Origin of the sequence: Thioclava sp. JE_KL1, from assembly GCF_009296265.1 — a bacterium.
Lineage (GTDB): Bacteria > Pseudomonadota > Alphaproteobacteria > Rhodobacterales > Rhodobacteraceae > Thioclava.
The window spans coordinates 109,625-134,741 of sequence record NZ_WBJS01000001.1 but is presented as its reverse complement, the minus strand read 5'-3'; the positions used below and the strand labels follow the sequence as shown (position 1 = coordinate 134,741).

Annotated in this window: 17 protein-coding genes; 12 read left to right on the top strand and 5 right to left on the bottom strand. The window is 64.6% G+C overall.

Annotated features, from left to right (window positions below; all coding sequences use genetic code 11):
- Positions 1 to 24: 24 nt before the first annotated feature.
- Positions 25 to 1,014 (top strand): efflux RND transporter periplasmic adaptor subunit, encoded by a 990-nt coding sequence (locus F8R15_RS00425; RefSeq protein ID WP_152842836.1) that lies wholly within the window; start codon positions 25 to 27, stop codon positions 1,012 to 1,014.
- Positions 1,004 to 4,261 (top strand): efflux RND transporter permease subunit, encoded by a 3,258-nt coding sequence (locus F8R15_RS00420; RefSeq protein WP_152842835.1) that lies wholly within the window; start codon positions 1,004 to 1,006, stop codon positions 4,259 to 4,261. Before F8R15_RS00425 ends, F8R15_RS00420 begins: the two co-directional genes overlap by 11 nt.
- Positions 4,262 to 4,455: 194 nt before the next feature.
- Here the strand turns inward: F8R15_RS00420 and F8R15_RS00415 are convergent, their stop codons facing one another.
- The 4 genes from F8R15_RS00415 to F8R15_RS00400 form a co-directional block, all read right to left on the bottom strand.
- The gene (locus F8R15_RS00415) at positions 4,456 to 5,217 is read right to left on the bottom strand and encodes an ABC transporter permease (RefSeq protein WP_078519584.1); all 762 of its coding nucleotides are present in this window, start codon (positions 5,215 to 5,217) and stop codon (positions 4,456 to 4,458) included.
- Positions 5,217 to 6,005, bottom strand: coding sequence for an ABC transporter ATP-binding protein (locus F8R15_RS00410; protein ID WP_078539658.1), 789 nt, complete (start codon positions 6,003 to 6,005; stop codon positions 5,217 to 5,219). Before F8R15_RS00410 ends, F8R15_RS00415 begins: the two co-directional genes overlap by 1 nt.
- 73 nt (positions 6,006 to 6,078) lie before the next feature.
- Positions 6,079 to 7,092: an ABC transporter substrate-binding protein gene (locus F8R15_RS00405; RefSeq protein ID WP_152842834.1), complete on the bottom strand. Its 1,014-nt coding sequence runs from the start codon at positions 7,090 to 7,092 to the stop codon at positions 6,079 to 6,081.
- A 174-nt stretch (positions 7,093 to 7,266) separates the two neighbouring features.
- A complete protein-coding gene (locus tag F8R15_RS00400) occupies positions 7,267 to 9,183 on the bottom strand; it encodes a 5'-nucleotidase C-terminal domain-containing protein (protein WP_152842833.1) in 1,917 nt (638 codons plus the stop codon).
- Positions 9,184 to 9,417: 234 nt separating this feature from the next.
- Here F8R15_RS00400 and nudC point away from each other — a divergent pair, with 234 nt between their 5' ends.
- Both nudC and F8R15_RS00390 read left to right on the top strand, forming a co-directional pair.
- Complete coding sequence (gene nudC, locus F8R15_RS00395; protein WP_152842832.1) at positions 9,418 to 10,449, top strand: NAD(+) diphosphatase; 1,032 nt, start codon at positions 9,418 to 9,420, stop codon at positions 10,447 to 10,449.
- A 64-nt stretch (positions 10,450 to 10,513) separates the two neighbouring features.
- Positions 10,514 to 10,981: an SRPBCC family protein gene (locus F8R15_RS00390; protein WP_152842830.1), complete on the top strand. Its 468-nt coding sequence runs from the start codon at positions 10,514 to 10,516 to the stop codon at positions 10,979 to 10,981.
- 11 nt (positions 10,982 to 10,992) lie between these two features.
- Here F8R15_RS00390 and F8R15_RS00385 read toward each other — a convergent pair whose 3' ends face one another.
- Positions 10,993 to 11,850 carry a prephenate dehydratase gene (locus F8R15_RS00385; RefSeq protein WP_078539653.1) on the bottom strand — a complete coding sequence of 286 codons (858 nt, stop codon included), beginning with the start codon at positions 11,848 to 11,850 and terminating at the stop codon, positions 10,993 to 10,995.
- A 204-nt stretch (positions 11,851 to 12,054) separates the two neighbouring features.
- Between F8R15_RS00385 and F8R15_RS00380 the strand changes: the two genes are divergently transcribed.
- From F8R15_RS00380 to F8R15_RS00345, 8 genes are all read left to right on the top strand, one after another.
- Positions 12,055 to 12,603 (top strand): cytochrome c family protein, encoded by a 549-nt coding sequence (locus F8R15_RS00380; protein WP_152842829.1) that lies wholly within the window; start codon positions 12,055 to 12,057, stop codon positions 12,601 to 12,603.
- Positions 12,604 to 12,755: 152 nt separating this feature from the next.
- Positions 12,756 to 14,672, top strand: coding sequence for an extracellular solute-binding protein (locus F8R15_RS00375; RefSeq protein ID WP_152842827.1), 1,917 nt, complete (start codon positions 12,756 to 12,758; stop codon positions 14,670 to 14,672).
- Positions 14,673 to 14,704: 32 nt separating this feature from the next.
- A complete protein-coding gene (locus F8R15_RS00370) occupies positions 14,705 to 15,862 on the top strand; it encodes a microcin C ABC transporter permease YejB (RefSeq protein ID WP_078539650.1) in 1,158 nt (385 codons plus the stop codon).
- Complete coding sequence (locus F8R15_RS00365; RefSeq protein ID WP_078569392.1) at positions 15,862 to 16,974, top strand: ABC transporter permease; 1,113 nt, start codon at positions 15,862 to 15,864, stop codon at positions 16,972 to 16,974. Before F8R15_RS00370 ends, F8R15_RS00365 begins: the two co-directional genes overlap by 1 nt.
- Positions 16,971 to 18,581 carry an ABC transporter ATP-binding protein gene (locus F8R15_RS00360; protein ID WP_152842825.1) on the top strand — a complete coding sequence of 537 codons (1,611 nt, stop codon included), beginning with the start codon at positions 16,971 to 16,973 and terminating at the stop codon, positions 18,579 to 18,581. The genes F8R15_RS00365 and F8R15_RS00360 overlap by 4 nt, the downstream gene beginning before the upstream one ends.
- Entirely contained in the window at positions 18,578 to 19,804 is a 1,227-nt protein-coding gene (locus F8R15_RS00355; protein ID WP_152842823.1) for a glycosyltransferase, read from the top strand. The genes F8R15_RS00360 and F8R15_RS00355 overlap by 4 nt, the downstream gene beginning before the upstream one ends.
- A 96-nt stretch (positions 19,805 to 19,900) precedes the next feature.
- Positions 19,901 to 21,376 (top strand): DNA polymerase Y family protein, encoded by a 1,476-nt coding sequence (locus F8R15_RS00350; protein ID WP_152842821.1) that lies wholly within the window; start codon positions 19,901 to 19,903, stop codon positions 21,374 to 21,376.
- Positions 21,373 to 24,786, top strand: coding sequence for an error-prone DNA polymerase (locus tag F8R15_RS00345; protein ID WP_152842819.1), 3,414 nt, complete (start codon positions 21,373 to 21,375; stop codon positions 24,784 to 24,786). Before F8R15_RS00350 ends, F8R15_RS00345 begins: the two co-directional genes overlap by 4 nt.
- The last annotated feature ends 331 nt before the right edge of the window (positions 24,787 to 25,117 follow it).

Here is a 25,117-nt window from a genome sequence, read left to right as displayed (position 1 = left end):
GCCGGTAAGGGAAGGGAACCCGAGATGACGTTGAAGCTTCTGCCGTTGGCATTCGCCGCGTTGATCCTGCCGGGAATCGCGTTGGCGCAGGATGGGGCGATTACCGTCGAACCGCAGGTCGTGACCGATTGGAAGTCTGTCTACGGGCAGGTCGAGGCAAAGAACACGATTGCGGCGCGTGCACGGATTTCCGGCACGATCACCGCGCTTGACGTGACCGAGGGCGACGAGGTCAAGGCCGGTCAGGAGATCGGCAAGATCACCGACCAGACGCTCGATTATCAGATCGGCGCGGTCGATGCGCAGATCAACGCGCTCGAAGCGCAGCTGGAAAACGCGAAGACCGAGCTCAAGCGCGGGCAGGAATTGCAGGCGCGCGGCGTCTCGACCTCGCAGAATGTCGATCAGCTTCAGACGCAGGTGAATGTCTACGAGGGCCAGATCGCGGCGCAGAAAGCGCAGCGCAAGGTCTATGAACAGCAGCAGGAATTCGGCACCGTGACCGCGCCGATCGACGGCAAAGTCGTGACCGTTCCGGTCACCAAGGACGCCGTCATCATGGGTGGCGAGACGATCGCGACGATCGGCGGCGGCGGGTTCTTCCTGCGTCTGTCGATCCCCGAGCGCCACGCCGACACGCTGCACATGGGCGATACGATCATGATCACCGATCCCGACGGCAAAGAGATCGACGGCAAGCTGGCCAAGATTTACCCCGAGATCGAGGGCGGCCGGGTGCAGGCCGATGTCGAAGTGCCCGATCTGGATTCGCGCTTCGTCGGCGCGCGGCTTCTGGTGAAGCTGCCGATGGGTGAGCGTGAAGCGATTGTCATCCCGCAGGACTATGTCTTCAACCGCACCGGGCTCGATTTCGTCCGCGTGAAGGAAGCGGACGGCACCTATCTGCGCACGGTCGTGCCGGGCGTTAAGGTCAATATCGACGGCCAGGACATGGTCGAAGTTCTTACCGGTCTCAACGCCGGCGACACGGTGGTGCCGAACGATGAGCAATAACCAAGGCACCGGGCCCGAGACGCCCGAAGACGACGAAATCCACGTCAAACTGGGAATAGCGGGGGGGCTCACGAAGTCCTTCATCCGCTCGGCGCTGACGCCGCTGATGATCCTCGCTGCGATCGCGGTGGGTCTGGTCGCGCTGATCTCGCTGCCGCGCGAGGAAGAGCCGCAGATTTCCGTGCCGATGGTGGATATCCACCTGCAGGCGCCGGGTCTGAAGGCGCAGGACGCGATGAAGCTGGTGACCGAGCCGATGGAAACCATCGTGCAGGGCATCAACGAGGTCGAGCACGTCTATTCGCGCACGCAGGACGATTATTCCCTGGTGATGGCGCGCTTCAAGGTCGGCACCTCGTCGGATGCCGCGATCCTGCGCGTGCATGAAAAAGTCCGCGCGAATATGGACAAGATCCCGAAAGGCATCCCCGATCCGGTGATCGTGGGCCGCGGGATCGACGATGTGGCAATCGTCTCGCTGACGCTGACCGGCAAGGACGGCGCGCAGGTGGACAGCGACGAGCTGACCCGTGTCGCGCGCGAATTGCAGACCGAGGTCACGAAGATCCAGAACGTCGGCCTGACCTATCTGGTGGGCGACGCCACGAGCGAGATCCGCATCGAACCCGAGCCCGACAAGCTCGCGCTCTACGGCGTCACGCTGCAACAGCTCTCGAACAAGGTCACGCAGGCGAACCGCGCCTTCAACACCGGCAATATCCGCCATGAGGGCAAGCAGATCAGCCTCTCGGCAGGGGAGACGCTGACCGCGCCCTCCGAGATCGCGGGCCTCCTGCTGACCACGCGCGACAACCGCCCCGTCTATGTGGCCGATGTCGCGAAGGTCTCCTATGTGCCGGACGCCTCGGACCATATCGTCTCCAACGTGCAGCGCGACGCCAATGGCAATATCGAGCGCTCGCCTGCCGTCACCCTCGCCATCGCCAAGCGCGCGGGGTCCAACGCCGTGGTCGTGGCCGAGCATATCCTCGACCGCGTGCACGAGCTGCACGGCCAGCTGATCCCCGACAATGTCGAGGTGAAGGTCACCCGCGACTATGGCGAAACCGCGAACGAGAAGGCGAACGAACTGCTGTTCCACCTTGGCCTCGCGACGGTCTCGATCGTGGGCCTCGTGCTGGTCGCGATCGGCTGGCGCGAATCCATCGTGGTCGCAGTCGTCATTCCAGTGACGATCCTGCTGACGCTGTTTGCGGCCTATATCATGGGCTTCACGCTGAACCGCGTGTCACTTTTCGCGCTGATCTTCGCGATCGGTATTCTCGTCGATGACGCCATCGTGGTGATCGAGAATATCGCGCGACACTGGGCGATGAAGACGCCCGGAAGTCGTGTGACCAAGGCGATCGAGGCTGTGGCCGAGGTGGGCAACCCCACCATCGTAGCCACCCTGACCGTTGTCGCCGCGCTGCTGCCGATGCTCTTCGTGTCGGGCCTTATGGGGCCTTACATGTCGCCTATTCCGGCGGTGGCCTCGGCGGCTATGATCTTCTCCTTCTTCGTCGCGGTGATCATCACCCCCTGGCTGATGGTGAAGGTCGCGGGCAAGGCGCAGCTGCATGGCCATCACGGCGATGACGACGCCTATGGCGGCGAACATGCAGGCGGCAAGCTCGGCCGGATGTACAGCGCCGTGGCGCGTCCGATCCTGAAGACCAAAGGCCGCTCGGGTCTGTTCCTGCTGGTCGTGTCGGTGCTGTCCTTCGGCTCGCTGGGGCTGCTTTATACCAAGCATGTCACGGTGAAGCTGCTGCCCTTCGACAACAAATCCGAACTCTCGGTCGTGGTCGATATGCCTGCGGGCACCTCGGTCGAGGGCACGGATGCGGTCGCTCAGCAGGTGGCCGAGATCGTGACCAAACTGCCCGAAGTGCTCTCGGTGCAGACCCATGCGGGCACCTCCGCGCCGTTCAACTTCAACGGGCTCGTGCGCCACTACTACCTGCGAGCGCAACCCAATCAGGGCGATGTCGAGCTTCAGCTCGCGCCGAAAGGGGAACGGGATCGCACCAGCCACGAGATCGCGCTGGAGATCCGCGACAAGATCAAGGCGATCAAGCTGCCCGAAGGCGCGAGCCTGAAGACGGTCGAACCGCCGCCCGGTCCGCCGGTGATCGCGACGCTTCTGGCCGAGGTCTATGGCCCGACGCCCGAGATGCGCCGTGATGCGGCCCGCCGGATTGAGGACGCCTTCAAACAGGTGCCTTATATCGTCGACGTGGATAACAGCTTTGGCATCCAGCCCGACAAGCTGCGCGCCACGGTCAATTCCGACGATCTGGAGTTCTACTCGGTCTCCGAAGGCGATGTCTGGGACACGCTGGGGATGCTGAACGGTTCGACCACGGTGGGCTATTCCCATCGCGGGCAGGAGCGCCAGCCAATCCCGATCGTTATGGAGCGCTCGAAGTCGAACAAGGTGATGAACGAGGAAACGCTCTCGACGCCGATCCCGGCCAATGTCCTGCCCGGCGCGCGCGGCGTGGTGGAGCTGGGCGACGTGGTCAGCGTCGACAAGGAGAAGGCGTCCTATCCGATCTTCCGCCATAACGGGCGCGAGGCCGAGATGGTCACCGCAGAGCTCGCCGGCAAGTTCGAGGCGCCGCTTTACGGGATGCTCGCCGTCGACGATGCGATCAACAACATGGACTGGCCGAAGGGCGAGAAACCGGTCGTGTCGCTGCATGGCCAGCCGCAGGACGAAAGCCATGTGACCCTTCTGTGGGACGGCGAATGGGAGGTGACCTGGGTGACCTTCCGCGACATGGGCGCGGCCTTCGCCGTGGCGCTTCTGGGGATCTACATCCTCGTCGTCGCGCAGTTCGGCTCGTTCCGGCTGCCGCTGGTGATCCTGACCCCGGTGCCGCTGACCTTCCTCGGGATCATGCTCGGCCACTGGATCTTCCACGCGCCGTTCTCGGCCACGTCGATGATCGGTTTCATCGCGCTGGCGGGGATCATCGTGCGCAACTCGATCCTGCTGGTGGACTTCATCCGCCACGGCAGCCACGAGGGCAAATCGCCGACCGAGGTGCTGATCGAGGCGGGGGCCATCCGCTTCAAGCCGATCCTGCTGACCGCGATCGCAGCGATGATCGGTGCCGTGGTGATCTTGGCCGACCCGATCTTCCAGGGGCTCGCGATCTCGCTGCTGTTCGGTCTGCTCAGCTCGACCCTGCTGACGGTGCTCGTGATCCCGGCGATCTACCGGATCTTCAAGACCTGATCCGGTTACCAACCTGAAACCCAAAACCGCCCGCACGTCTCTCTCGTGCGGGCGGTTTTCTTCGTCGGATCCCGGAGCGGCGCCCCCCTTCGCCTTGGCGAAAATATCCCGGGGGTGAGGGCGAAGCCCGAGGGGGCAGAGTCCCCTCATTCTCCGCTGAATGTCGCCCTCCGGCGACGGGGGGGCAGCGCCCCTTAACCCGGTTGCCGCTCAGCCCAGCCTGCGAAGATCTTCTCCAGCGCGACAACGGCGTAATAGAGAAGGATGCCGAGGAAGGCCAAGGCGATCAGCACCGCGAACATCAGCGGGTAATCCCCGTTGGTCTGACCCGACAGGAACAGCGCGCCGAGGCCCTTGCCGTGCGGCGAGATGATCTCGACGAGGTTGGTGCCGATGAAGGCCAGCGTCACCGAGACCTTCAGCGCCCCGAAGAATTCGGGCAGCGTTTTCGGCAGGGCGATCTTGCGGAAGATGGTGAATTTCGAGGCCCCCAGTGCGCCGAGAATATCGCGATATTCGGGCTCGAGCGTGGACAGACCGATCCCCACCGACACGGCGATCGGGAAGAAGGAGATCATGAAGGCCATCAGCACGGTGTTGAAGTCATGCGCGCCGATGAACAGCAGCGCGAGCACCGGCACCACGGTCGCCTTCGGCACCGCGTTGAAGCCCACCAGAAGCGGATAGAGCGCATCGCGGGCGGTGCGCGAGAAGCCCATCACCATCCCGAGGAACGTCCCGAAGACGATCGAGATCGCTAGGCCTGCCACGGTGCGCCACAGCGTCTGCCAGCTATCGATCAGGAACAGGTTCCAGTAGCGCATATAGGCGGCGGGCAGGTCCGAGGGCGAGGCCATGACGTAATTCGGCCAACCGTTCGCCCAGACGATGAATTCCCAGATCGCGAGGAAAGCGATGATCGACAGGATCGGGGTTAGGATTTTCTTGAAGTCCATCAGTGCATCTCCTCGTCGCGGCCCTGAGCGATCCGGATCTGGTCGCGCAGCAGATGCAGCATGTCGACGGCTTTCGGCTCATAGAGAACATCGATCGTGCGATCCTTCGGCAGGTCCACATCCAGCACATATTGCGTATGCGCCGGGCGGCCCGAGAGCACGATGACCTGATCGCCGAGGAAGACGCTCTCGCGCAGGTCATGGGTGATCAGCACGGCGGTGAAGGGCTCGGCGGCGCGCAGATCGCGCATCGTCTGCCACAGGTCCTCGCGGGTGAAATTGTCGAGCGCGCCGAAGGGTTCGTCCATGATCAGCACATCCGGCTTGTGCACGATGGCGCGGCAGAGCGAAGCGCGCTGGCGCATCCCGCCGGACAGCTCGGAGGGGCGCTTGGTCTCGAACCCCTTCAGGCCCACCATCTCCAGCAGATGCTCGGCGCGCGCGACCTTCTCGGATTTCGCCATGCCCGGAGCCACGATCTCCAGAGGCAGCATCACGTTCTCGATGATCGAGCGCCATTCCAGCATCACCGGGTTCTGGAAGGCCATGCCGACGGTCTTGCGCGGGCTGGTGACCTTCTCGCCATGCAGCCAGACCTCGCCCTGATCGGGCTTCATCAGCCCCGCCACCAGACGGGTGAGGGTGGATTTCCCGCAGCCCGACGGGCCGACCACGGCGCAGAACTCGCCCTGCGGCACGCGGATGTCGAGATGGTCGAGCACGGGCAGCGGGCCATGCTTGGTTTGATAGGCGTGGGTCACGCCGCGAATGTCGATGAGGTTTTCCATGAGGGTCCGGCGCGAGAAGGCAGAGAAAAGGGGCGGGCGCGTCTGCGGCGCCCGCCCCCGAGACGGTGACGGATCAGTCGATCTTCAGCTCTGCCGCGTCGGGCAGGTATTCGCTGTCGAAATAGAGCGCTGCGTCCGGCGTGTTCTGGAACTCGTAGACGGTCTTCGTCTGCTCGATCGCGGTGGCCATGCGGTCGGCGTCGATCCCGCCCATGCCGTTTTCCTTGACGTAATCGGTCAGGACGTTGGCATCGATCGCCATCTGCAGGCGCTCGGTCTCCAGATCCTTGTCGGCGGCGGGGTTGCGCTTGAGAAGAGCGTCCACGGCCTTGCCCGGATCGGCGACGGCGGCTTTCCAGCCTTCGGCGGTCGCTCTGATGAAGCCCGTGATCTCTTCGGGATGGGCTTTCGCGTAATCGGTGTTCACGATGATCGCGTTGCCGTAAAGCGCCACGCCGTAATCGGCCATCAGCAGGATCGACTGGTCATCCATGCCGACGCCGAGGCGCTTGAGGTTGAGCGTCGAGGAGAAGGAGAAGCCGGTGACCGCATCGACCTTGCCCTCGGCCAGCATCGGCTCGCGCGTGGGGAAGCCGACGGGCTCGACCTTGATCTTGTCCATGTCGAGGCCGGTCTCCTTGGCGAAGATCGGGAATTGCGCCCATGCGCCATCCGGCGGCGGTGCGCCCAGCACCTTGCCTTCGAGGTCTTTGGGCACGTTCACGCCCAGCGACTTGCGGCCGACCACGGCGAAGGGCGGCTTGTCATAGACCATCATCACCGCGGTGACGGGCGCGCCGGGGTTCTGGTCGAGGAATTTCATCAGCGAGTTGATATCGGCGAAGCCCACCGGATAGGCGCCGGTCGCCACTTTCGGGATCGCGTCGAGCGAACCCTTGCCCTCTGCAATCTCGACGTCGAGCCCGGCCTCGCCGTAATAGCCTTCGTCCACGGCGAGGAAATAGGGCGCCGAGGGGCCTTCGAATTTCCAGTCCAGCGCGAAAGGCATCTTGGTTTCGGCCTGAGCCAGCGTGGCCGAGAGGCCGAGCGCGAGCGCCGCGAAAAGCCCCGGTTTGATGTGCAGCATGATATCCCTCACTTCGTTAATCCGTTTTCGCCCCGATCCTGACCGGCGGCGCGCGGGGGTAAACTCAAACCGCGCGCGCCATGCGAACAGGCGGGGTGCTCACGGTTCCGTGATTAAGTTTTGGGCGGGGTGCTGTAAGAATGCAAGAAAATTAGGCGCGGCATCGGCGAGGGCTCAGAGCGAAATCTCGAGGGGCAGAAACCCATTCGCGTCGACCGGTCCGGAAGACGCGCGCAGCCCCGCCTGTTCCAGTTCGCAGAGATAGGCCGCGGCACCGGGACCCGTATGGTAGAGCGCACGCGCACCGGACAGCGGAGAGAACCGCCAGATCGGTGGGGCGTCGAGATGGAGCGGTCCCTCCTGCGCATCAATCTCTTCGAGCAGCAGATCGCGCACCAGCACCGGCTCCGGATCGATTGGAACGGGGCGGCCCCGCCGCTTGAAGCCGCCGCCGCCCGACAGGCGGAAATCATTGCTGACGACGATGAAGCGGTCGGTGTTGCTGATCCGAGCGCCCTCATGGCGCAGGTCGCGGATGCGCCCGGGCGCGGCGGGGCGCAGGCTGCCATCGGGGCGGAAACGCGGGGGTTGAGAGAGGTCGATCTCGTAGGTGATCCCCGAGATCACGTCGAAATGGTAGCTCGCGAAGGTGAGGTCGCAGAGCATCCGCAACTGCCCGTCGGGATGCTGTTGATTGTAGATCGAGGCCGCCTGTTCGAGCCAGTCGCGTAGCTCCGCGCCGTTCAGCTCCACCGCGCCTACGGTATTGTTGAACAGGTAGATATCATCGACATGGCTCATCCGCAGCGGGCCGGGGGGGATGTCGATGAAATGGGCAGACCCCGCCGCGCCGCCCGATTTGAAGCTCGACGCGGCCCCGAGGAGGGGCAAGTCTGCCTCGGGGCGACCGGCGAGCCGTTCGCGGGCATAACGCCGCTTCGCCGCACTGATCAGCGCGAGCGTCCGGTCCGGTGCAATTTGTGTGAAATAGCTGTGCAGCGGGTCAGCAGTGGTGCCGATGGGACGGCGGATGTGATCGAGCGTGCGGCGATGGGCGCGATCGGAGGCGGCAGGCACCGCTGCGCTGTCCGGTCCGGTCTCCTGCTGCGCGGGGCGCAGTTCCGCCCGATGCGCCGCGAGTTTCCAGCCGTCCTGCGTCTGCTCCAGCACGAGGTCGAGCACCCCCAGATGTGTCCCGCGCGCGCCCGCATTGAGCGCGGGCTTGCCGTGAAGCGTGCCGAGAACGGGGTCGATCCCCGCGAAGGCCGGCCGTGTGGCATCGGGAAAGCCGTGATGGTCATGCCCGGCCAGTACGATGTCGACCCCGTCGAGCCGAGCGATCGCAAGCGCCGCGCGTTCTGCGGAAGTGTCGGAGCCTTGCGGCGTACCCTCTTCCAGCGGCAGCGGCGAAATCCCGGTATGGGCGAGGGCGACGACAAGATCGGCCCCTGACGCGTGGATCATGCGCAGTTGCGCCTCCGTGGCCTCCAGAAGCGAAGAGGTCGAAAGCTCGGCCCCGGGGCGGGTCTCGAGCCAAGCGAGGCTAGGGGGCGGCAGCACGCCGATCACCGCAATGCGCAGGGTCCGCTCGATGCCGTGACTGTCGAGCAGGCTGCGTTCGAGCATCGCCCAAGGCCGGATCGGCGTGCCGATGGAGGCGCTCAGATTGGCGCAGAGCATCGGAAATTTCGCCGCTTCCAACGCTTGAGCGAGCGGCTCGATCCCGAAATCGAACTCGTGATTGCCAAGCGCCGCCGCGTCGTAGCCCAACGCGTTCATCGCTGCGATCATCGGATTTTCGCCGTCGTGGCTGCCTGCGATCTTGCATGGCTCGCTCCAGAGCTGCGTCAACGGCGTGCCCTGAAGGAAATCGCCGCAATCGAACAGAAGGCAGTTCGGGGCTTCGCTGCGCGCCTGCGCAATTTCCGAGGCCAGCGCTGCCAAGCCTCTGCGCGGGGCGGGGCGGTCGTTGAAGTAATCGTAGCCCCGAGCTTGACCATGCAAATCGGTCGTCTCGAGAAGCCTCAGTGCGAGTGTGACGCGCTGATCCGAAAACTGGCCGGGCCAATCCCGGTCAGACAGTTTTCCCATATGATCCCCTTGGCCTGTAATTGACCTTTTATCGTTGTAATGCCGCCTTTTGGCGGTCGCGTGTCCCCACACGCAACCTAGAGTAGAGGTCGGTCATTTGCCAAGTTTTAAATTGACGTAACGTACTTGCGAGGTAAGGCGGGTGGCGAATGTGGCCGATGCGCGTCACCTGATCGGCACTGGTCTCCGGTCGGCGGCTCGTGGCATGGGTAGGGCGTTCCGCAGGAGTTTTTCATGCCGCCCGATTCCCTCGCCGAGACCGAGCAACCGATTTCGCAGCCCGCCCGACTGTCTCAAGGACGCGTGCTCGATCCGCGGGGGCTGGCCTTCGCCGAAGCGCCGGGTGCGCTCGAGCGGGCGGCTCATCTGCGGGGCGACGCAGGGCGGCTCGCGGAGTTGCGCGCAAGCGAGACTGCGCGGGTGGTTGCGCTTTGGCGCGGGCGTCCGCTGTTCGGGCCCGAAGGGCTGCACCTTCTGCGCGCGGGCGAAGCGGCGCTCGATGCGATGCCGGGACCGGAGATTTTCCTCGGGCTTCACGACGGGTTTGCGCTGTTTTCCCGCGATGTGTCTGCGTTCGAGCCTGATGGCGAGCGACCCGATGGGGCTGCCTTCTTCGACGCCTCCGAGCAGCGCCATCCCGATCTGCCCGACGATATCGTCTTCGCCGAGCTGCGCGGGCGGATGGGGTTTCTGAGCCCGGTCGAGGCGGAGATCGCAGCCACCGCGCGCGGGCTCGTGGAATGGCACCGGACGCATCGCTTCTGCTCCACCTGCGGTGCCGAAAGCGAAGCCGAACAGGCTGGCTGGCATCGGCGCTGCCCGGTCTGCGAGCGGCACCATTTCCCGCGCACCGATCCGGTGGTCATCATGCTGATCACCCACGGCAACCGGTTGTTGCTGGGACGCGGCCCGCATTGGCCCGAGACGATGTATTCCTGCCTTGCGGGGTTCATGGAGCCGGGCGAGACGGTGGAGGCAGCCGTGCGCCGCGAGGTCTTCGAGGAAAGCGGCGTCGCGGTGGGTGAGGTCTCTCTCGTGGCCTCGCAGCCCTGGCCGTTTCCGGCTTCCCTGATGCTGGGCTGTCGCGGGGTGGCGACCACCACCGAGATCACGATCGACCCGGTCGAGATCGCCGATGCGCGCTGGATCAGCCGCGAGCGGCTGCTGCAGGTGGTGGCGGGGCGCGATCCTGAGATATCTGCGCCACGCCAAGGCGCGATTGCCGGCTGGCTGATGCGCGAGTGGCTTGCAGATCGGCTGGAATGAGGCCAGTTTGCCCCGCACGGTGCGCCACTCCCCGGCCTCCGGTCTGCCCTGAGGAACTCGCCTGATGAAATTGTCGACCCGCACCGATATTTCCGCGCCCGCCGGTTTCGTCTTCGAGCGGCTCGCGGATTTCGGCAGCTTCGAGCGGGTGGCGATGCGGCGCGGGATCACGCTGAAACGGCTCGACACGCTGAGCGAACCCGGCGCGGGCATGTCCTGGGATATCGGTTTCCGCTTTCGCGGCAAGCAGCGCCAGATGATCACCGATGTGAAGCATTTCGAGGTGCCGGAACTGATCATCTACGAGGGAGTGTCGAACAGCTTCGAGGCGGTGATGGATTTCGATCTGACCGATCTGTCGAAGACCCGCACGCGTTTGCAGGTCGGGCTGGACCTGAGGCCGCGCAGCCTCGGCGCGCGGCTGATGATCCAGTCGGCCAAGCTCGGCAAGGGCAATCTGGAACGCCGCTTCAAGGAGCGGATCGACCAGTTCGCCCAGGATATCGAGCGTCAGCACGAGAAGTCCGCCTGACGCCCTGATCCTTAGCCGTCGCGTTCGGGGGCGGCCGGATAGACGCCCAGAATTTCCAGATAGCTGGTGAAGTAGTCCAGTTCTTCGAGCGCACGCGCCAGCGCCGGATCGTCCGGGTGACCTTCGACATCGGCATAGAACTGGGTTGCGGTGAAATGCCCGCCGACCATGTAGCTTTCCAGCTTGGTCATGTTCACGCCATTGGTCGCGAAGCCGCCCATCGCCTTGTAGAGCGCGGCCGGGATGTTGCGCACCCGGAAGACGAAGGTGGTCATCATCTTCTCGCCGCGCGGGCGGGTGTCGGGCTCGGTGCCCATGATCAGGAAGCGCGTGGTGTTATGCGCGTGATCCTCGATGTGGCGGGCGAGGATGTTGAGGCCATAGGTCTCGGCCGCCATGTCCGAGGCCAGCACGCCGACGCTGCGGGTCTGCGCCTGCACGAGCTCGGCGGCGGCGCCCGCGCTGTCGGCGGCGGCTTCGCCGCGAATGCCGTAGCGCGCGAGGAAGCTCGCCGCCTGCGGCAGAAGCACCAGATGCGCGCGGACCTTTTCCAGCTCTTCGATCTCGACGCCGGGCAGGGCCATCAGGCTGATATGCACACGCACGAAGGCCTCATCGAGAATATGCAGCCCCGATTCCGGCAACAGGCGGTGAATGTCGGCCACCCGCCCGTATGTGGAGTTCTCCACCGGCAGCATCGCGAGATCGGCATCGCCTTTCTTCACGGCGGCGATCACGTCCTCGAAGGTGCGGCAGGGGACCGGCTCGAGGTCCGGGCGCGCGTCGCGGCAAGCCTGATGCGAATAGGCGCCCAGCTCACCCTGAAAGGCGATCCGACCGGTTTTCGGCGATTGTCCTTGGCGGCTCATGTGCAATCCCCCGCACTGATCTTGTCTTGCGCCCTGCCTAGCCCGTGCCCGCGCGGAAGGGAAGGGCCGGGGCGCGGGAGGCTCACGCTGCGTCATTCATTATCCACCCTCTGAAAATCCGATCACATCTGGTAAAGTTCCCTTGATCTGAAAGGCCCTGTGCGGATAGATGCGCGGGACGACGACGCATATCAGGGACGAGACATGTTCAATACCATGACCTTTACCAAGGCGGCGGGCGCGTTTCTGGGCGCGTTGCTGTTCTTCCTGCTCACGGCCTGGGCCTCGAGCGCGCTCTATACCGTTGGCGAGAGCCACGACGCTTCGGGCGGCAGCGAGCACGAGATGAAGGACATGATGTCCGCAGCCCCCGGCGATCTGCTGGCGACTGAGAACGCAGGCGATGGCGCGGCTCAGGAAGAGGAAGTCGCACAGATCGAGCTTGGCACCGGCGACGCGGCCAAGGGCGAGAAAATCTTCGGCAAGTGCAAGGCCTGCCACTCGATGGAAGGCAAGAACGGCGTTGGCCCGCATCTCGACGGCGTGGTCGGTCGCGCGGTCGCCTCGGTCGGGGACTTCTCCTATTCGGACGCCCTCAAGAGCCACGGTGGCGAATGGACGCTCGAAGCGCTCAACTCGTGGCTGGAAAACCCGAAAGACTACATCCCGGGCAACAAGATGTCCTTTGCCGGTCTGAAGAAGCCCGAAGACCGCAACGACGTGATCGCCTATCTGCAAGAGAATTCGAACTGAGGCAAATCCCTCTCGAATCTTCTCAAGGCCGCCTCTTTGGGCGGCCTTTTGCATTTCCCGTCCTGCTTTACAGATTCGTAACTTGCTCCCTGCGCACTTAGGCTTTTAGCTAGGCGGACGCGAAAACGCTTTGGAGCAGGGAGCAGGTGTGCATGGCAAAAGCGCGAGTGGCGAGTAAAGCGATCGATACGGATTGGACGCAGGTGGCGCCGCGCGCGCTGAGCGGGCTGGTTGCAGCGGGTCTGATCTGGGCGGGACTGGCCTTCGGCGCACATGCACAAGACAGCACGCAAAGCGGCGATACGATCACCTCCTACGGGATCGCGACGCTCGGACATCTGAAATACCCCGCCGACTACACCCATCTCGATTACGTCAATCCGGATGCGCCCAAGGGCGGCGAGATCTCGGAATGGGCGCCGGGCGGATTCGACAACTACAATCCCTATTCGATCCAGGGTCGTGCCGCCGCGCTGTCGTCGGTGCCGCTGGAATCGTTGATGGAAGGCACCGCCGATACGGTGGGGGAACTGTATTGCCTGCTCTGCAAGAGCCTCGAATATCCGCCGAGCAAGGATTGGGTCGTCTTCACGCTGCGCGACGGGATCAAGTTCTCCGACGGCACGCCGCTGACCGCGCAGGATGTGGTCTTCTCCTATGAACAGTTGCGCGACAAAGGGCTGAGCTCCTTCCGCGCGGTGATCGCCCAGCAGGTCAAATCGGCCGAGGCGATCGACGACACACACATCCGTTTCGAGTTCCAGCCCGATTACCCGCGCCGCGATATCATCCAGTCGGTGGCCTCGCTGCCGATCTTCTCCAAGGCGCAGTTCGAGAAGGAGAACATCGACCTGTCGCAGACCTCGCCGGTGCCCTTCATCGGCTCGGGGCCGTACGTGTTCGACAGCGTCAAAAGCAATCGCGCGATCACGTGGAAGCGTAACCCCGACTATTGGGGCAAGGATCTTCCGATCAACAAGGGGCGCTCGAATTTCGACAAGATCCGCGTCGAGTATTTCGGCGATTACCAATCGGCTTTCGAGGGCTTCAAGTCGGGCACCTACACCTTCCGCAACGAGGCCAGTTCGATCATCTGGGCCACCGCTTACGACTTCCCGGCGATGCAGTCGGGCGAGGTCGTGAAGGCGGAACTGCCCAACGGCAACATCGCCTCGGGGCAGGGCTTTGCGATCAATCTGCGCGAGCCGAAATTCGACGACGTCCGCGTGCGCGAGGCGCTGGGGCTCGTCTTCAATTTCGAATGGTCGAACGAAACGCTCTTCTACGGGCTCTATGACCGGGTCGAGAGCTTCTGGGAAAACTCCAAGCTGCAGGCGCAGGGTAAGCCCTCGGACGCGGAGAAGAAAATCCTCGAACCGCTCGCCAAGGACCTGCCCGATGGCATCCTGACCGACGATGCGGTGATCCAGCCGGTCTCGGGCAAGCGCCAGCTGGACCGCAAGAATATGCGCAAGGCGGCGAAGCTGCTGGAAGATGCGGGCTGGACCGTCGGCGATGACGGGATGCGCCGCAACGACAAGGGCGAGAAACTGACCGTCGCGATCCTCAATGACAGCCAGACCTTCGACCGTGTCATCAACCCTTATGTGCAGAACCTGCGCGCGCTCGGCATCGACGCCAGAATGGACCGCGTCGACGACAGCGAATATGAGAACCGCCGTCGCAGCCACGACTTCGACATGATCACCACCCATCTGGGGCAGGACGAAATCCCCGGCTCGAACCTGCAGCAGTATTTCGGCTCGGGCTCGACCGATGACGTGTTCAACGCGATGGGGCTGAAGAACCCGGCGATCGACAAGATGATCCGGATGGTCGAAGAGGCGAATACCGAAGAAGAGCTGTTGCCGCGCGTCCATGCGCTGGACCGCAGCCTGCGCGCCCTGCGCTTCTGGGTGCCGCAATGGTTCAAGCCCACCTATACGGTCGCTTACTACGATATGTACGATCACCCGAAAAACTTGCCGCCTTACGCTCTGGGAGAGCTGGATTTCTGGTGGTATGACGCCGACAAGGCCAAGAAACTGAAAGCGAGCGGCGCACTCTGAGCGACCGCCGATAAACGAGCAGAGGGCCGGACATGGGCGCCTATATCCTGCGGCGATTGCTGATGGTGATCCCCACTTTGTTGGGAATCATGATCATCAACTTCACGCTGACGCAATTCGTCCCCGGCGGGCCGATCGAGCAAGTGATCGCCCGCGTGCAGGGCGAGGCGGATTCGATGCGCAATATCTCGGGCGGTGGGGATGCGGGTACGCAGAACCAGGGCGGCGTCGAGGATAGCGGCTATCAGGGCGCGCGCGGTATCTCTCCGGAGCTGCTCAACCAGCTCGAGGTGCAGATGGGCTTCGCGCGGATCGTCTGCGACGACGGTTTCACCGGCACGCCCGATCTGGCGGACCCGGCCTGCCACAAGGAGAAGATCCCGGCCTGGCAGCGCTTCGCGATCATGATGAAGGGCTATCTGACCTTCGATTTCGGCAACAGCTTCTTCCGCAACGAGAGCGTCGTGAACCTCGTGATCGACAAGATGCCGGTCTCGATCACGCTGGGTCTGTGGTCGACGATCCTCGCCTATATCATCTCGATCCCGCTCGGCATCCGCAAAGCGGTGCGCGACGGCACGCCCTTCGACACCTGGACCTCCGGCGCGATCATCGTGGGCTATGCGATCCCGGGCTTCCTGTTCGCGGTTATGCTGATGGTGCTGTTCGCTGGCGGCAGCTATTTCAAGATATTCCCGCTACGCGGCCTGACATCGGATAATTTCGATCAGCTGACGATGATCGGCAAGGCGCTCGATTACCTGTGGCACATCGCGCTGCCGGTGACGGCCACGACCATCGCGAGCTTCGCCACGATGACGCTGCTGACGAAGAACTCCTTCCTCGACGAGATCAACAAGCAATACGTGATGACCGCCCGCGCCAAGGGCCTGTCCGAGAAGAAGGTCCTGTATGGCCACGTCTTCCGCAATGCGATGCTGATCGTGATCGCGGGCTTCCCGGCGCAGTTCCTCGGCATCTTCTTCGGCGCGTCGATCATCGTGGAGACGATCTTCTCGCTCGACGGTCTGGGCCTGCTGGGCTTCCAGGCGGCGGTGGAGCGCGACTACCCGGTGATCTTCGGCACGCTCTACATGTTCGGGCTGATCTCGCTCGTCGTGAACATTATCTCCGACATGATGTATGTCTTCGTTGACCCGCGGATCGATTTCGAGAAGAGGTCCGGCTGATGGCATTGTCTCCTCTCAACCAACGCCGCTGGCGCAACTTCAAGGCCAATCGCCGTGCCTTCTGGTCCGCGATCATCTTCGCCGTGCTCTTCGTCCTCGCGATGTTCGCGGAGTTCATCGCGAACGACAAACCCATCGTGGTCAGCTACCGCGGCGAGCTGTATTTTCCGATCTACAACTTCTACCCCGAGACCGCCTTCGGCGGCGATTTCCGCACCGAGGCGATCTATCGCGACCCGACCGTGCAATGCCTGATCGAGACGGGCGGCACCGAGGGCTGCTTCGACGCGGACGACCCGAAAGCCTTCGCGAACGAGGCGCTGCAGGCGGGCGAGGTCGATGGCGAGAAGATCGAGAAAGGCTGGCTCCTGTGGCCGCCGATCCCCTACAGCTTCAACACGATCAACGATGTGGGCACCGCGCCCTCGGCCCCCGATGCCGATCACTGGCTGGGCACGGATGACACCGCGCGCGACGTGCTGGCGCGGGTGATCTACGGCTTCCGCACCTCGGTGCTGTTCGCGCTGATCGTGACCGGGATCGGCTCGATCATCGGGATCGCGGCGGGTGCCGTACAGGGCTATTTCGGCGGCAAGGTGGACCTGTTCTTCCAGCGTATTCTGGAGATCTGGTCCTCCACGCCCGCGCTCTACGTCATCATCATCCTCTTCGCGATCCTGGGCCGAAGTTTCTGGCTGCTTGTCATGGTCTCGATCCTCTTCGGCTGGCCCGCGCTGGTCGGCGTCGTCCGCGCCGAGTTCCTGCGCGCGCGCAATTTCGAATATGTCCGCGCCGCCCGTGCGCTTGGCGTGTCGGACCGGGTGATCATGTTCCGCCACATCCTGCCCAATGCGATGGTCGCGACGCTGACCATGCTGCCCTTCGTGATCACCGGTGCGATCGGCGCGCTCGCCTCGCTCGATTATCTGGGCTACGGGCTGCCGTCCTCCGCGCCGTCGCTTGGGGAACTCGCACTGCAGGGCAAGCAGCACCTGCAAGCACCGTGGCTGGCCTTCTCGGCCTTCTTCACCTTCGCCATCATGCTCTCGCTTCTGGTCTTCGTCTTCGAGGGCATCCGTGACGCGTTCGATCCCAGAAAGGTGTTCCGATGAAACCGGTTCTCGAGGTCGAAAATCTGAAGGTCGCCTTCAGCTCCGAGGGCAAATTCACCCCCGCCGTGAAAGGCGTGAGCTTTACCGTGAATGCGGGCGAGACCGTCGCGCTGGTGGGCGAGTCCGGTTCGGGCAAATCCGTGACCGCGCTCTCGACCGTGACGCTTGTGGGTGGCAATTCCAAGGTCGAAGGCTCGATCCGCTACGAGGGCCGCGAGATGGTCGGCGCGACCGAGCGCGAGCTGATGCAGGTGCGCGGCAACGATATCAGCTTCATCTTCCAAGAGCCGATGACCTCGCTCAATCCGCTGCACACGCTGGAAAAACAGATTGGCGAAAGCCTCGCGCTGCACCAGGGCGTGACGGGCGAAGAGGCCAAGAAACGTATCATCGACCTGCTCGACAAGGTCGGCATCCAGAACCCGGCGGACCGGCTGCAGGACTACCCGCACCAGCTCTCTGGCGGGCAACGCCAGCGCGTGATGATCGCGATGGCGCTCGCGAACGGGCCCGATCTACTGATCGCGGACGAGCCGACGACCGCGCTCGACGTGACGATTCAGGCGCAGATCCTCGAACTGCTGGCCGATCTGAAGCGCGACATGGGGATGAGCCTGCTGTTCATCAGCCACGACCTCGGCGTGGTGCGGCGCATCGCGGACCGGGTCTGCGTCATGCAGCATGGCGAGATCGTGGAGCAGGGGGAGACCGAAGACATCTTCGCCAACCCCAAGCACCCCTATACGAAGAAACTTCTGGAGGCCGAACCCACCGGCCGCGCCGAACCGGTGCCCGAGAACGCGCCCGAACTGGTGCGCACCGAGCATCTGAAAATCTGGTTTCCGATCCAGCGCGGGTTGCTGCGCAAGACCATCGGTCACGTGAAGGCGGTCAACGACGCCTCGCTGTCGGTGAGGGCAGGGGAGACGCTGGGCATCGTGGGCGAATCCGGGTCGGGCAAGACCACGCTCGCGCTCGCGATCATGCGGCTCATCGCCTCCGAAGGGCCGATCATCTACGAGAACCAGGACATCTCCAGCTGGCAGGCGAACAAGCTGCGCGCGCTGCGCCGTGACATGCAGATCGTGTTCCAGGACCCGTTCGGCTCGCTCTCCCCGCGCATGACGGTGGAGCAGATCATCGGCGAGGGGCTGACCGTCCACGGGGTCGATCCGGGCCGCAACCGTCGCGAGATGGTGGCCGAGATCATGGAGGAGACCGGGCTCGATCCTGCGATGATGGAGCGCTACCCGCATGAATTCTCGGGTGGCCAGCGCCAGCGGATCGCCATCGCCCGCGCGATGATCCTGCGCCCCAAGGTGGTGGTGCTGGACGAGCCGACCTCCGCGCTCGACATGACGGTGCAGGTGCAGATCGTGGACCTGCTGCGCGACCTGCAGAAACGCCACGGGCTCGCCTATCTGTTCATCAGCCACGACCTTCGGGTGGTGCGCGCGCTCAGCCACAAGATCATGGTGATGAAGCGCGGCGACGTGGTCGAGGCGGGCAACGCGGCGGAGGTCTTCGCCAATCCGCAGACCGCCTATACCCGCCAGTTGATGGTGGCCGCCTTGGGGGAGAGTTCGCTGACCCCCGAGATTGCATGAAGATCCTCTTCGTTCACCAGAACTTCCCGGGCCAGTTCGTACATCTGGCACCGGCTCTGGCCGCACGCGGTCATGACATTCTGGCCCTGACGGTCGAGACGAACCAGCGCCCCTCGCCGGTGAAGGTGGTGAAATACCGCAAGCCCGATCCGGTCGAGATGTCCTCGCGGCTCACGCGCCTCTACGCCGAAAGCGCGGCGCGCGGGGCAAAGGTCGCGCTCGCCGCCCGGCAGCTGCGCGACAGGCACGGCTATGTGCCGGATGTGATTTTCGGCCATTCCGGCTGGGGCGAGACGCTGTTCCTGCGCGAGGTCTGGCCCGAGGCGAAACTCTTGGTCTATGCCGAACTGATGTATCGCACGACCGGGATGGACACGGATTTCGATGCCGAGTTCCAGCGCCCCGGCCTCGAGACCCGGATCTCCACCACCGCACGTTCGGCCCATCTGATCCAGTCGATGGTGCAGGCCGATGCGGGGCTTGCCCCGACCGAGTTTCAGGCCGAAACCTTCCCGCCGGAGCTGCGCGCCAAGCTCACCATCTGCCATGACGGGGTGGACTGTGCGCGGCTCGCGCCGAACCCGCAGGCGCGCTTCACCGTGCCGGAGACGACGCTCACCTTCCGCCCCGGCGACGAGGTTCTGACCTTCGTGAACCGCTCGCTCGAACCCTATCGCGGCTACCACTCCTTCATGCGCGCGCTGCCAGATGTGCTCGCCGCGCGGCCCGAGGCTCATGTGCTGATCGTGGGCGAGGAGGGTCAAAGCTATGGCGCCCCGCCGAAGGACGCCAAAAGCTGGAAGCAGAAATTCCTCGACGAGGTGCGCGACCGACTGGACATGAGCCGCGTGCATTTTCTGGGCCGCATCCCTTACGGCGATTACGTCGACATGCTCCATGTCAGCCGCACCCATGCCTATCTGACCTATCCCTTCGTGCTCAGCTGGTCGCTGATGGAATCGATGGCCGCGGGTTGCGCCATCGTGGCCTCGGATACCGCGCCGGTGCGCGAGGTGATCACCGACGGACAGACCGGGCGGCTGGTGGATTTCTTCGATATCCCTGGTTGGTCGAAGGCGCTCACCGAAGGGCTGGCGACCCCGCAAAAATTCACCCCGATGCGCGAGGCAGCCCGCGCCCATATGTGCGAGCGTTACGATCTGCGCACCCATTGCCTGCCGCGCCTGATCGCCTTCGTCGAGGGTGCGATCGCCACCCCCTGATACGCGCCCTTCCGCGAGACGGACTCGACTCCGCATCCCGCGAGATCTAAAAAGAACAAAGCACGAACAAATGACTCGAACCCTAGGCTCAGCGACATGCTCGACGGGCGCACACGGCGTATTCTCACCCTCTGGTTTCCCCGGCTGGCGAGCGACCGGGTTCTTCGCGCGCGGCTCGTTGAGGGGCCCTTCGCGCTGGTCCTGCGCGAGGGCAACACCGACCGGCTGCACTGCCTGAACGCCGCGGCCGAGGGGCAGGGGCTCGGCCGCGGCATGGCGCTGTCCGAGGCCCGCGCCTTCTGCCCCGCGCTGCAGACCGCGCCCGCCGATCCCGCCCGCGAGGCGCAGTTTCTCGAAACTTTGCGCCGCTGGGCCACGCGCTACTGCCCTTGGGTGGGGCTGGAGGACGAGGGGCTGGTGCTCGACATCACCGGCTCGGATCACCTCTGGGGCGGGGAGGAGCCGATGATGGCCGAGATGGCCGCCCGGCTGGAGCGCGCCCGGATCACCGCGCGGCTGGGCCTCGCCGACACGCGCGGTGCGGCCTGGGCGCTGGCGCATTTCGCCCCCGGCCGGGCTGCGCCGGGCGCGCGGCTCTCGGCACTGGGCAAGCTGCCGGTGGCCGCGCTGCGCCTGCCGCATGATACGGTCACCGGGCTGCAGCGGCTAGGCCTGCGCGAGATCGGTGATCTGACCCGCACACCGCGCGCGCCCCTCGTGCGCCGCTTCGGCGCGGGGCTGATGGCGCGGCTCGATCAGGCCTTGGGCGATCTGCCCGAACAGGTCTCGCCCGTGGCCGATCCGCCCCATTACGGCACTCGCTTAACCCTGCCCGAGCCGATCGGCGAGCAGGACGACGTGATGGCGGGGATCGAGCGGCTGCTGGACCGGCTCTGCGTCAAACTCAAGGAAAACGAGACCGGCGCGCGGGTGCTCTGCCTCACCCTGCGCCGCGTCGATCAGGCCAGCCAGGAGGTCGAGCTGCGCTTGGCCACCCCGCTCCGCGACCCCACCCGGATCGCGGCCCTCTTCGCGCGCGGCATCGAGGATATCGACGCGGGCTTCGGCATCGACCAGATGCGCCTCGCCGCCACGCAGGTCGAGGCACTGCCCGTTCGCCAGATCGGCGCAATCGCCACCGAGCGGCGCGACAAGCTGGGCGATCTGATCACCCGGATCGGGCTGCGCATCGGGCTGGAGAACGTCCAGCGTTACCTGCCCGCCGACAGCCATATCCCCGAGCGCAGCTTCCTGATCGCGCCCGCCGCCTTCACCGACCCCGAGGGCAACTGGCACCAGCCGCATCCCCGCCCGCTGCGGCTGTTCCCGCCCGAGCCGCTCATGTCCGACGCCCCCGATCCGCCCCGCCGCTTCCGCTGGCGCCGCCAGTCGCTCAGCGCGGAACGTATCGAGGGGCCGGAGCGGCTGACCCCGGAATGGTGGTTCGACGATCCGAACTGGCGGCGCGGCATGCGCGACTATTGGCGCGTCGAGACCGGGCAGGGGCTGCGGCTTTGGATGTTCCACACGCCGCAGGATCCCGGCTGGTATGTCGAGGGGGTCTTCGCATGATCGCCCCCTTCGCCTTGGCAGAAATATCCCGAGGGGCGCCCGACGGGCGCGGGGGCAGCGCCCCCTCCACGGTCGTGACCACCGCCAACACGCCCGCCATTCCGCTCGCCTATGCCGAGCTTTGCACCACCTCCAACTTCACCTTCCTCACCGGCGCATCTCACCCCGAAGAACTGATGGTGCGCGCCGCCGAGCTGGGGCTGGAGGCCATCGCGATCACCGACCGCAACTCGCTCGCGGGCGTGGTCCGGGCCTTCTCGGCGCTCAAGGAGCTCAAGCGCGAGATCGGCGAGGCGCTGCGCATCCGCTCGGAACTGCAGCGCGACGAAAGCTCTCGCCAGCCTATCGGCTCGCCGCAGGATCTGGCCCGGCCGACGACCGCGAAACTGCCGAAGCTGATCGTCGGCGCGCGGCTGGTGCTGACCGATTGCCCGGTCGAGTGGGTGGCGCTGCCCACAGACCGCGCGGCCTATCACCGGCTGAGCCAGCTTCTGACCCGCGGCAAGCGCCGGGCGGGGAAAGGGGAGTGTCACCTGACCCGCGCGGACCTGCTGGAGGGCTGCGCGGGGATGATCCTGATCGCCCTGCCGCCCGCCGATCTGGCCCGCGCCTACCGCCCGCTGCAGGAGATGCGGCGGCGCTTTCCGGGACAGGTCTTTCTTGGCGCGCCACCGCGCTATGACGGCTCGGATCAGCGCTGGTTCGATGCCTGCGCGGCGCTCGCGCTTCGGGCCTCGACGCCGATGGTCGCGACCGGCGACGTGCTGATGCATCGCGGGTCGCGCCGGCAGCTGGCCGATGTGCTGACCTGCCTGCGCGCGGGCTGCACGATCGACGCGCTTGGCACCCGCGCGCTGCCCAATGCGGAACGCCGCCTGAAAGGGGCCGAGGACATGGCGCGGCTCTACCGTCGCCACCCCGCCGCCCTGCGCCGAAGCTGCGAGATCGCGGCGCGCTGCGGCTTCGATCTCGACGAACTCAGCTACGAATATCCCGATGAGGTCGCGCAGAACGAGCCCGCGCAGGACCGGCTCGACCGGCTTGCCCGCGAGGGGCTGGCGCGGCGCTCTCCGGGGGGGATCTCGGAACGTCATGCGGGGTTGCTGGAGAAGGAACTGCGTCTCGTCTCCGAGCTGGGCTTCGCCGCCTACTTCCTCACCGTCCATGACATCGTGGGCTTCGCCCGCAGCCGCGGTATCCTGTGTCAGGGGCGCGGCTCGGCGGCCAATTCGATCATCTGCTGGGCGCTCGGCATCACCGATGTCAGCCCCGACCAGATCGGTATGGTCTTCGAGCGCTTCATCTCGAAATATCGCGGCGAGCCGCCCGATATCGACGTCGATTTCGAGCATGAGCGCCGCGAAGAAGTCATCCAGTGGATCTATGAGCGCTACGGCCGCGACCGCGCTGGCCTCTGCGCGACCGTGATCCATTTCCGCACCCGCGCTGCGATCCGCGAGGTGGGCAAGGTGATGGGGCTGAGCGCCGATGTCACGGCAAGCCTCGCGGGCCAAATTTGGGGTATCTCCGGCAAGGGGCCGGACCATGCGCGGATGGGCGATCTGGGCCTCGACCCCACCGATCGGCGGCTGTCGCAGACGTTGAAACTGATCGGCGAGATCATCGGATTTCCGCGCCATCTCAGCCAGCATGTCGGCGGCTTCGTCATCACGAAAGGCCGCCTCGACGCGCTTTGTCCGATCGAGAATGCGGCGATGGAGGGGCGCACCTGCATCGAATGGGACAAGGACGATATCGACACTTTGGGCATCCTGAAGGTCGATGTGCTCAGCCTCGGGATGCTCACCTGCATCCGCAAAAGCTTCGACCTTCTGGCGGGGCACGAGAAGCTCGACATGTCGCTCGCGACCGTCCCGCAGGAGGACGCGCCGACCTATGACATGCTGTGTCGCGCCGATGCGGTGGGAGTGTTTCAGGTCGAAAGCCGGGCGCAGATGAACTTCCTGCCGCGGATGCGTCCGCGCATCTTCTATGACCTCGTGATCGAGGTCGCCATCGTCCGTCCCGGCCCCATTCAGGGCGGCATGGTCCACCCCTATATCAACCGCCGTCAGGGACGCGAAAAGGTCGATTTTCCCTCCAAAGAACTGGAAGGTGTGCTGGGAAAAACCCTCGGCGTACCGCTGTTTCAGGAGCAGGCGATGCAGATCGCGGTGGTGGCTGCTGGCTTCACCCCGGAGGAGGCCGACCGCCTGCGCCGCTCGCTCGCGACCTTCCGCAAGATGGGCACGATCGGCACCTTCCGCGACCGCTTTGTCGAAGGCATGCTGGCGCGCGGCTACACGCCCGATTTCGCCGATCGCTGCTTTTCCCAGATCGAGGGGTTCGGCGAATACGGCTTCCCGGAAAGCCACGCGGCGGCCTTTGCGCATCTCACCTATGTCTCCTCCTGGCTGAAGTGCCACCACCCCGCGATCTTCGCCTGCGCGCTGCTGAATTCGCAGCCGATGGGCTTCTACGCGCCCGCCCAGATCGTGCGGGACGCGCGCGAACACGGGATCGAAGTGCGGCCCGTTTGCGTGAACCATTCGGGCTGGGACAGCTCGCTGGAACGCCGCGCGGACGGGGCCCTGGCGCTGCGTCTGGGCTTTCGCCAGATCAAGGGATTTCGCGAGGAGGATGCGGGGTGGATCGTCGCCGCACGGGGCAATGGCTACCCCGATCCCGAGAGCCTGTGGCTGCGCGCGGGCACGCCGCCGCATGTGCTTGAACGGCTCGCCGAGGCCGATGGATTTGCCGGAATTGGCCTCACGCGGCGCGATGCGCTTTGGGCCGTGAAGGCGATCCGCGCCCCCGCGCCGCTACCGCTTTTTGCCGATCCGATGGACGGGGAAGGAGGGCGCGAACCGGCGGTGGAGCTGCCCGCGATGCATCTGGGAGAGGAGGTCGTGGAGGATTACGTGGCGCTCAGATTGAGCCTCCGCGCCCATCCGATGGAGCTGCTGCGCCCCTCGATTTCCGGTCTCACGCCACATTGCGAACTGGTCGGCACGCGGCAAAATCGGGTCACCGTTTGCGGCCTCGTGATCACCCGACAGCGCCCCGGAACGGCCTCCGGGGTGATCTTCATCACGCTGGAAGACGAAACCGGTGTGAGCAATGTCGTGGTCTGGCCGAAGCTCTATGAGCGGTTCCGCCGGGCGGTGATGGGGGGGCGTCTTCTACGGGTCTCGGGGCGGCTCGAACGGGAGGGGGTTGTGGTCCATCTGATCGCCGAAAAGATCGAGGATCTGTCCCCGCGACTGGCCGATCTGGGGCACCCGCTCGACGACGTTCTGGGGCTCACCACCCCCCAGGCGGACGACGCTCCGAGGCCCCGTCCGCAGACCACCGCACGCCATCCGCGCGAGCAGGCGAAACGGCTTTTCCCGAGCCGAGATTTCCACTGAAATCCGGCCTCTACCGACCGTCGCGCGACACTTTGCCCGGTGCGGCGATTCGCCTCGCTTTGGACGCAATTGTTCCCGTTACGTCAAGAATGCCTTGTGGATAAGTTTCATTGTTGACGCAAAGTAATCTTAATAAGTCACTGAAATATATATGTTTCATATGATTTCGGCGCCCTGTGGATACTATTTTCGTTGCAATATTGCTGCGTGAGTTCAGCCTAAAGAGGAACAAAATTTCGTCAGATGACGGAACCGCGTTCATATCGCAACTTGGGGAGGGAGCTTGCCGATATCGGTGAGCTTCAGGCGCGTCTTGTCTTTATTTGGCTTG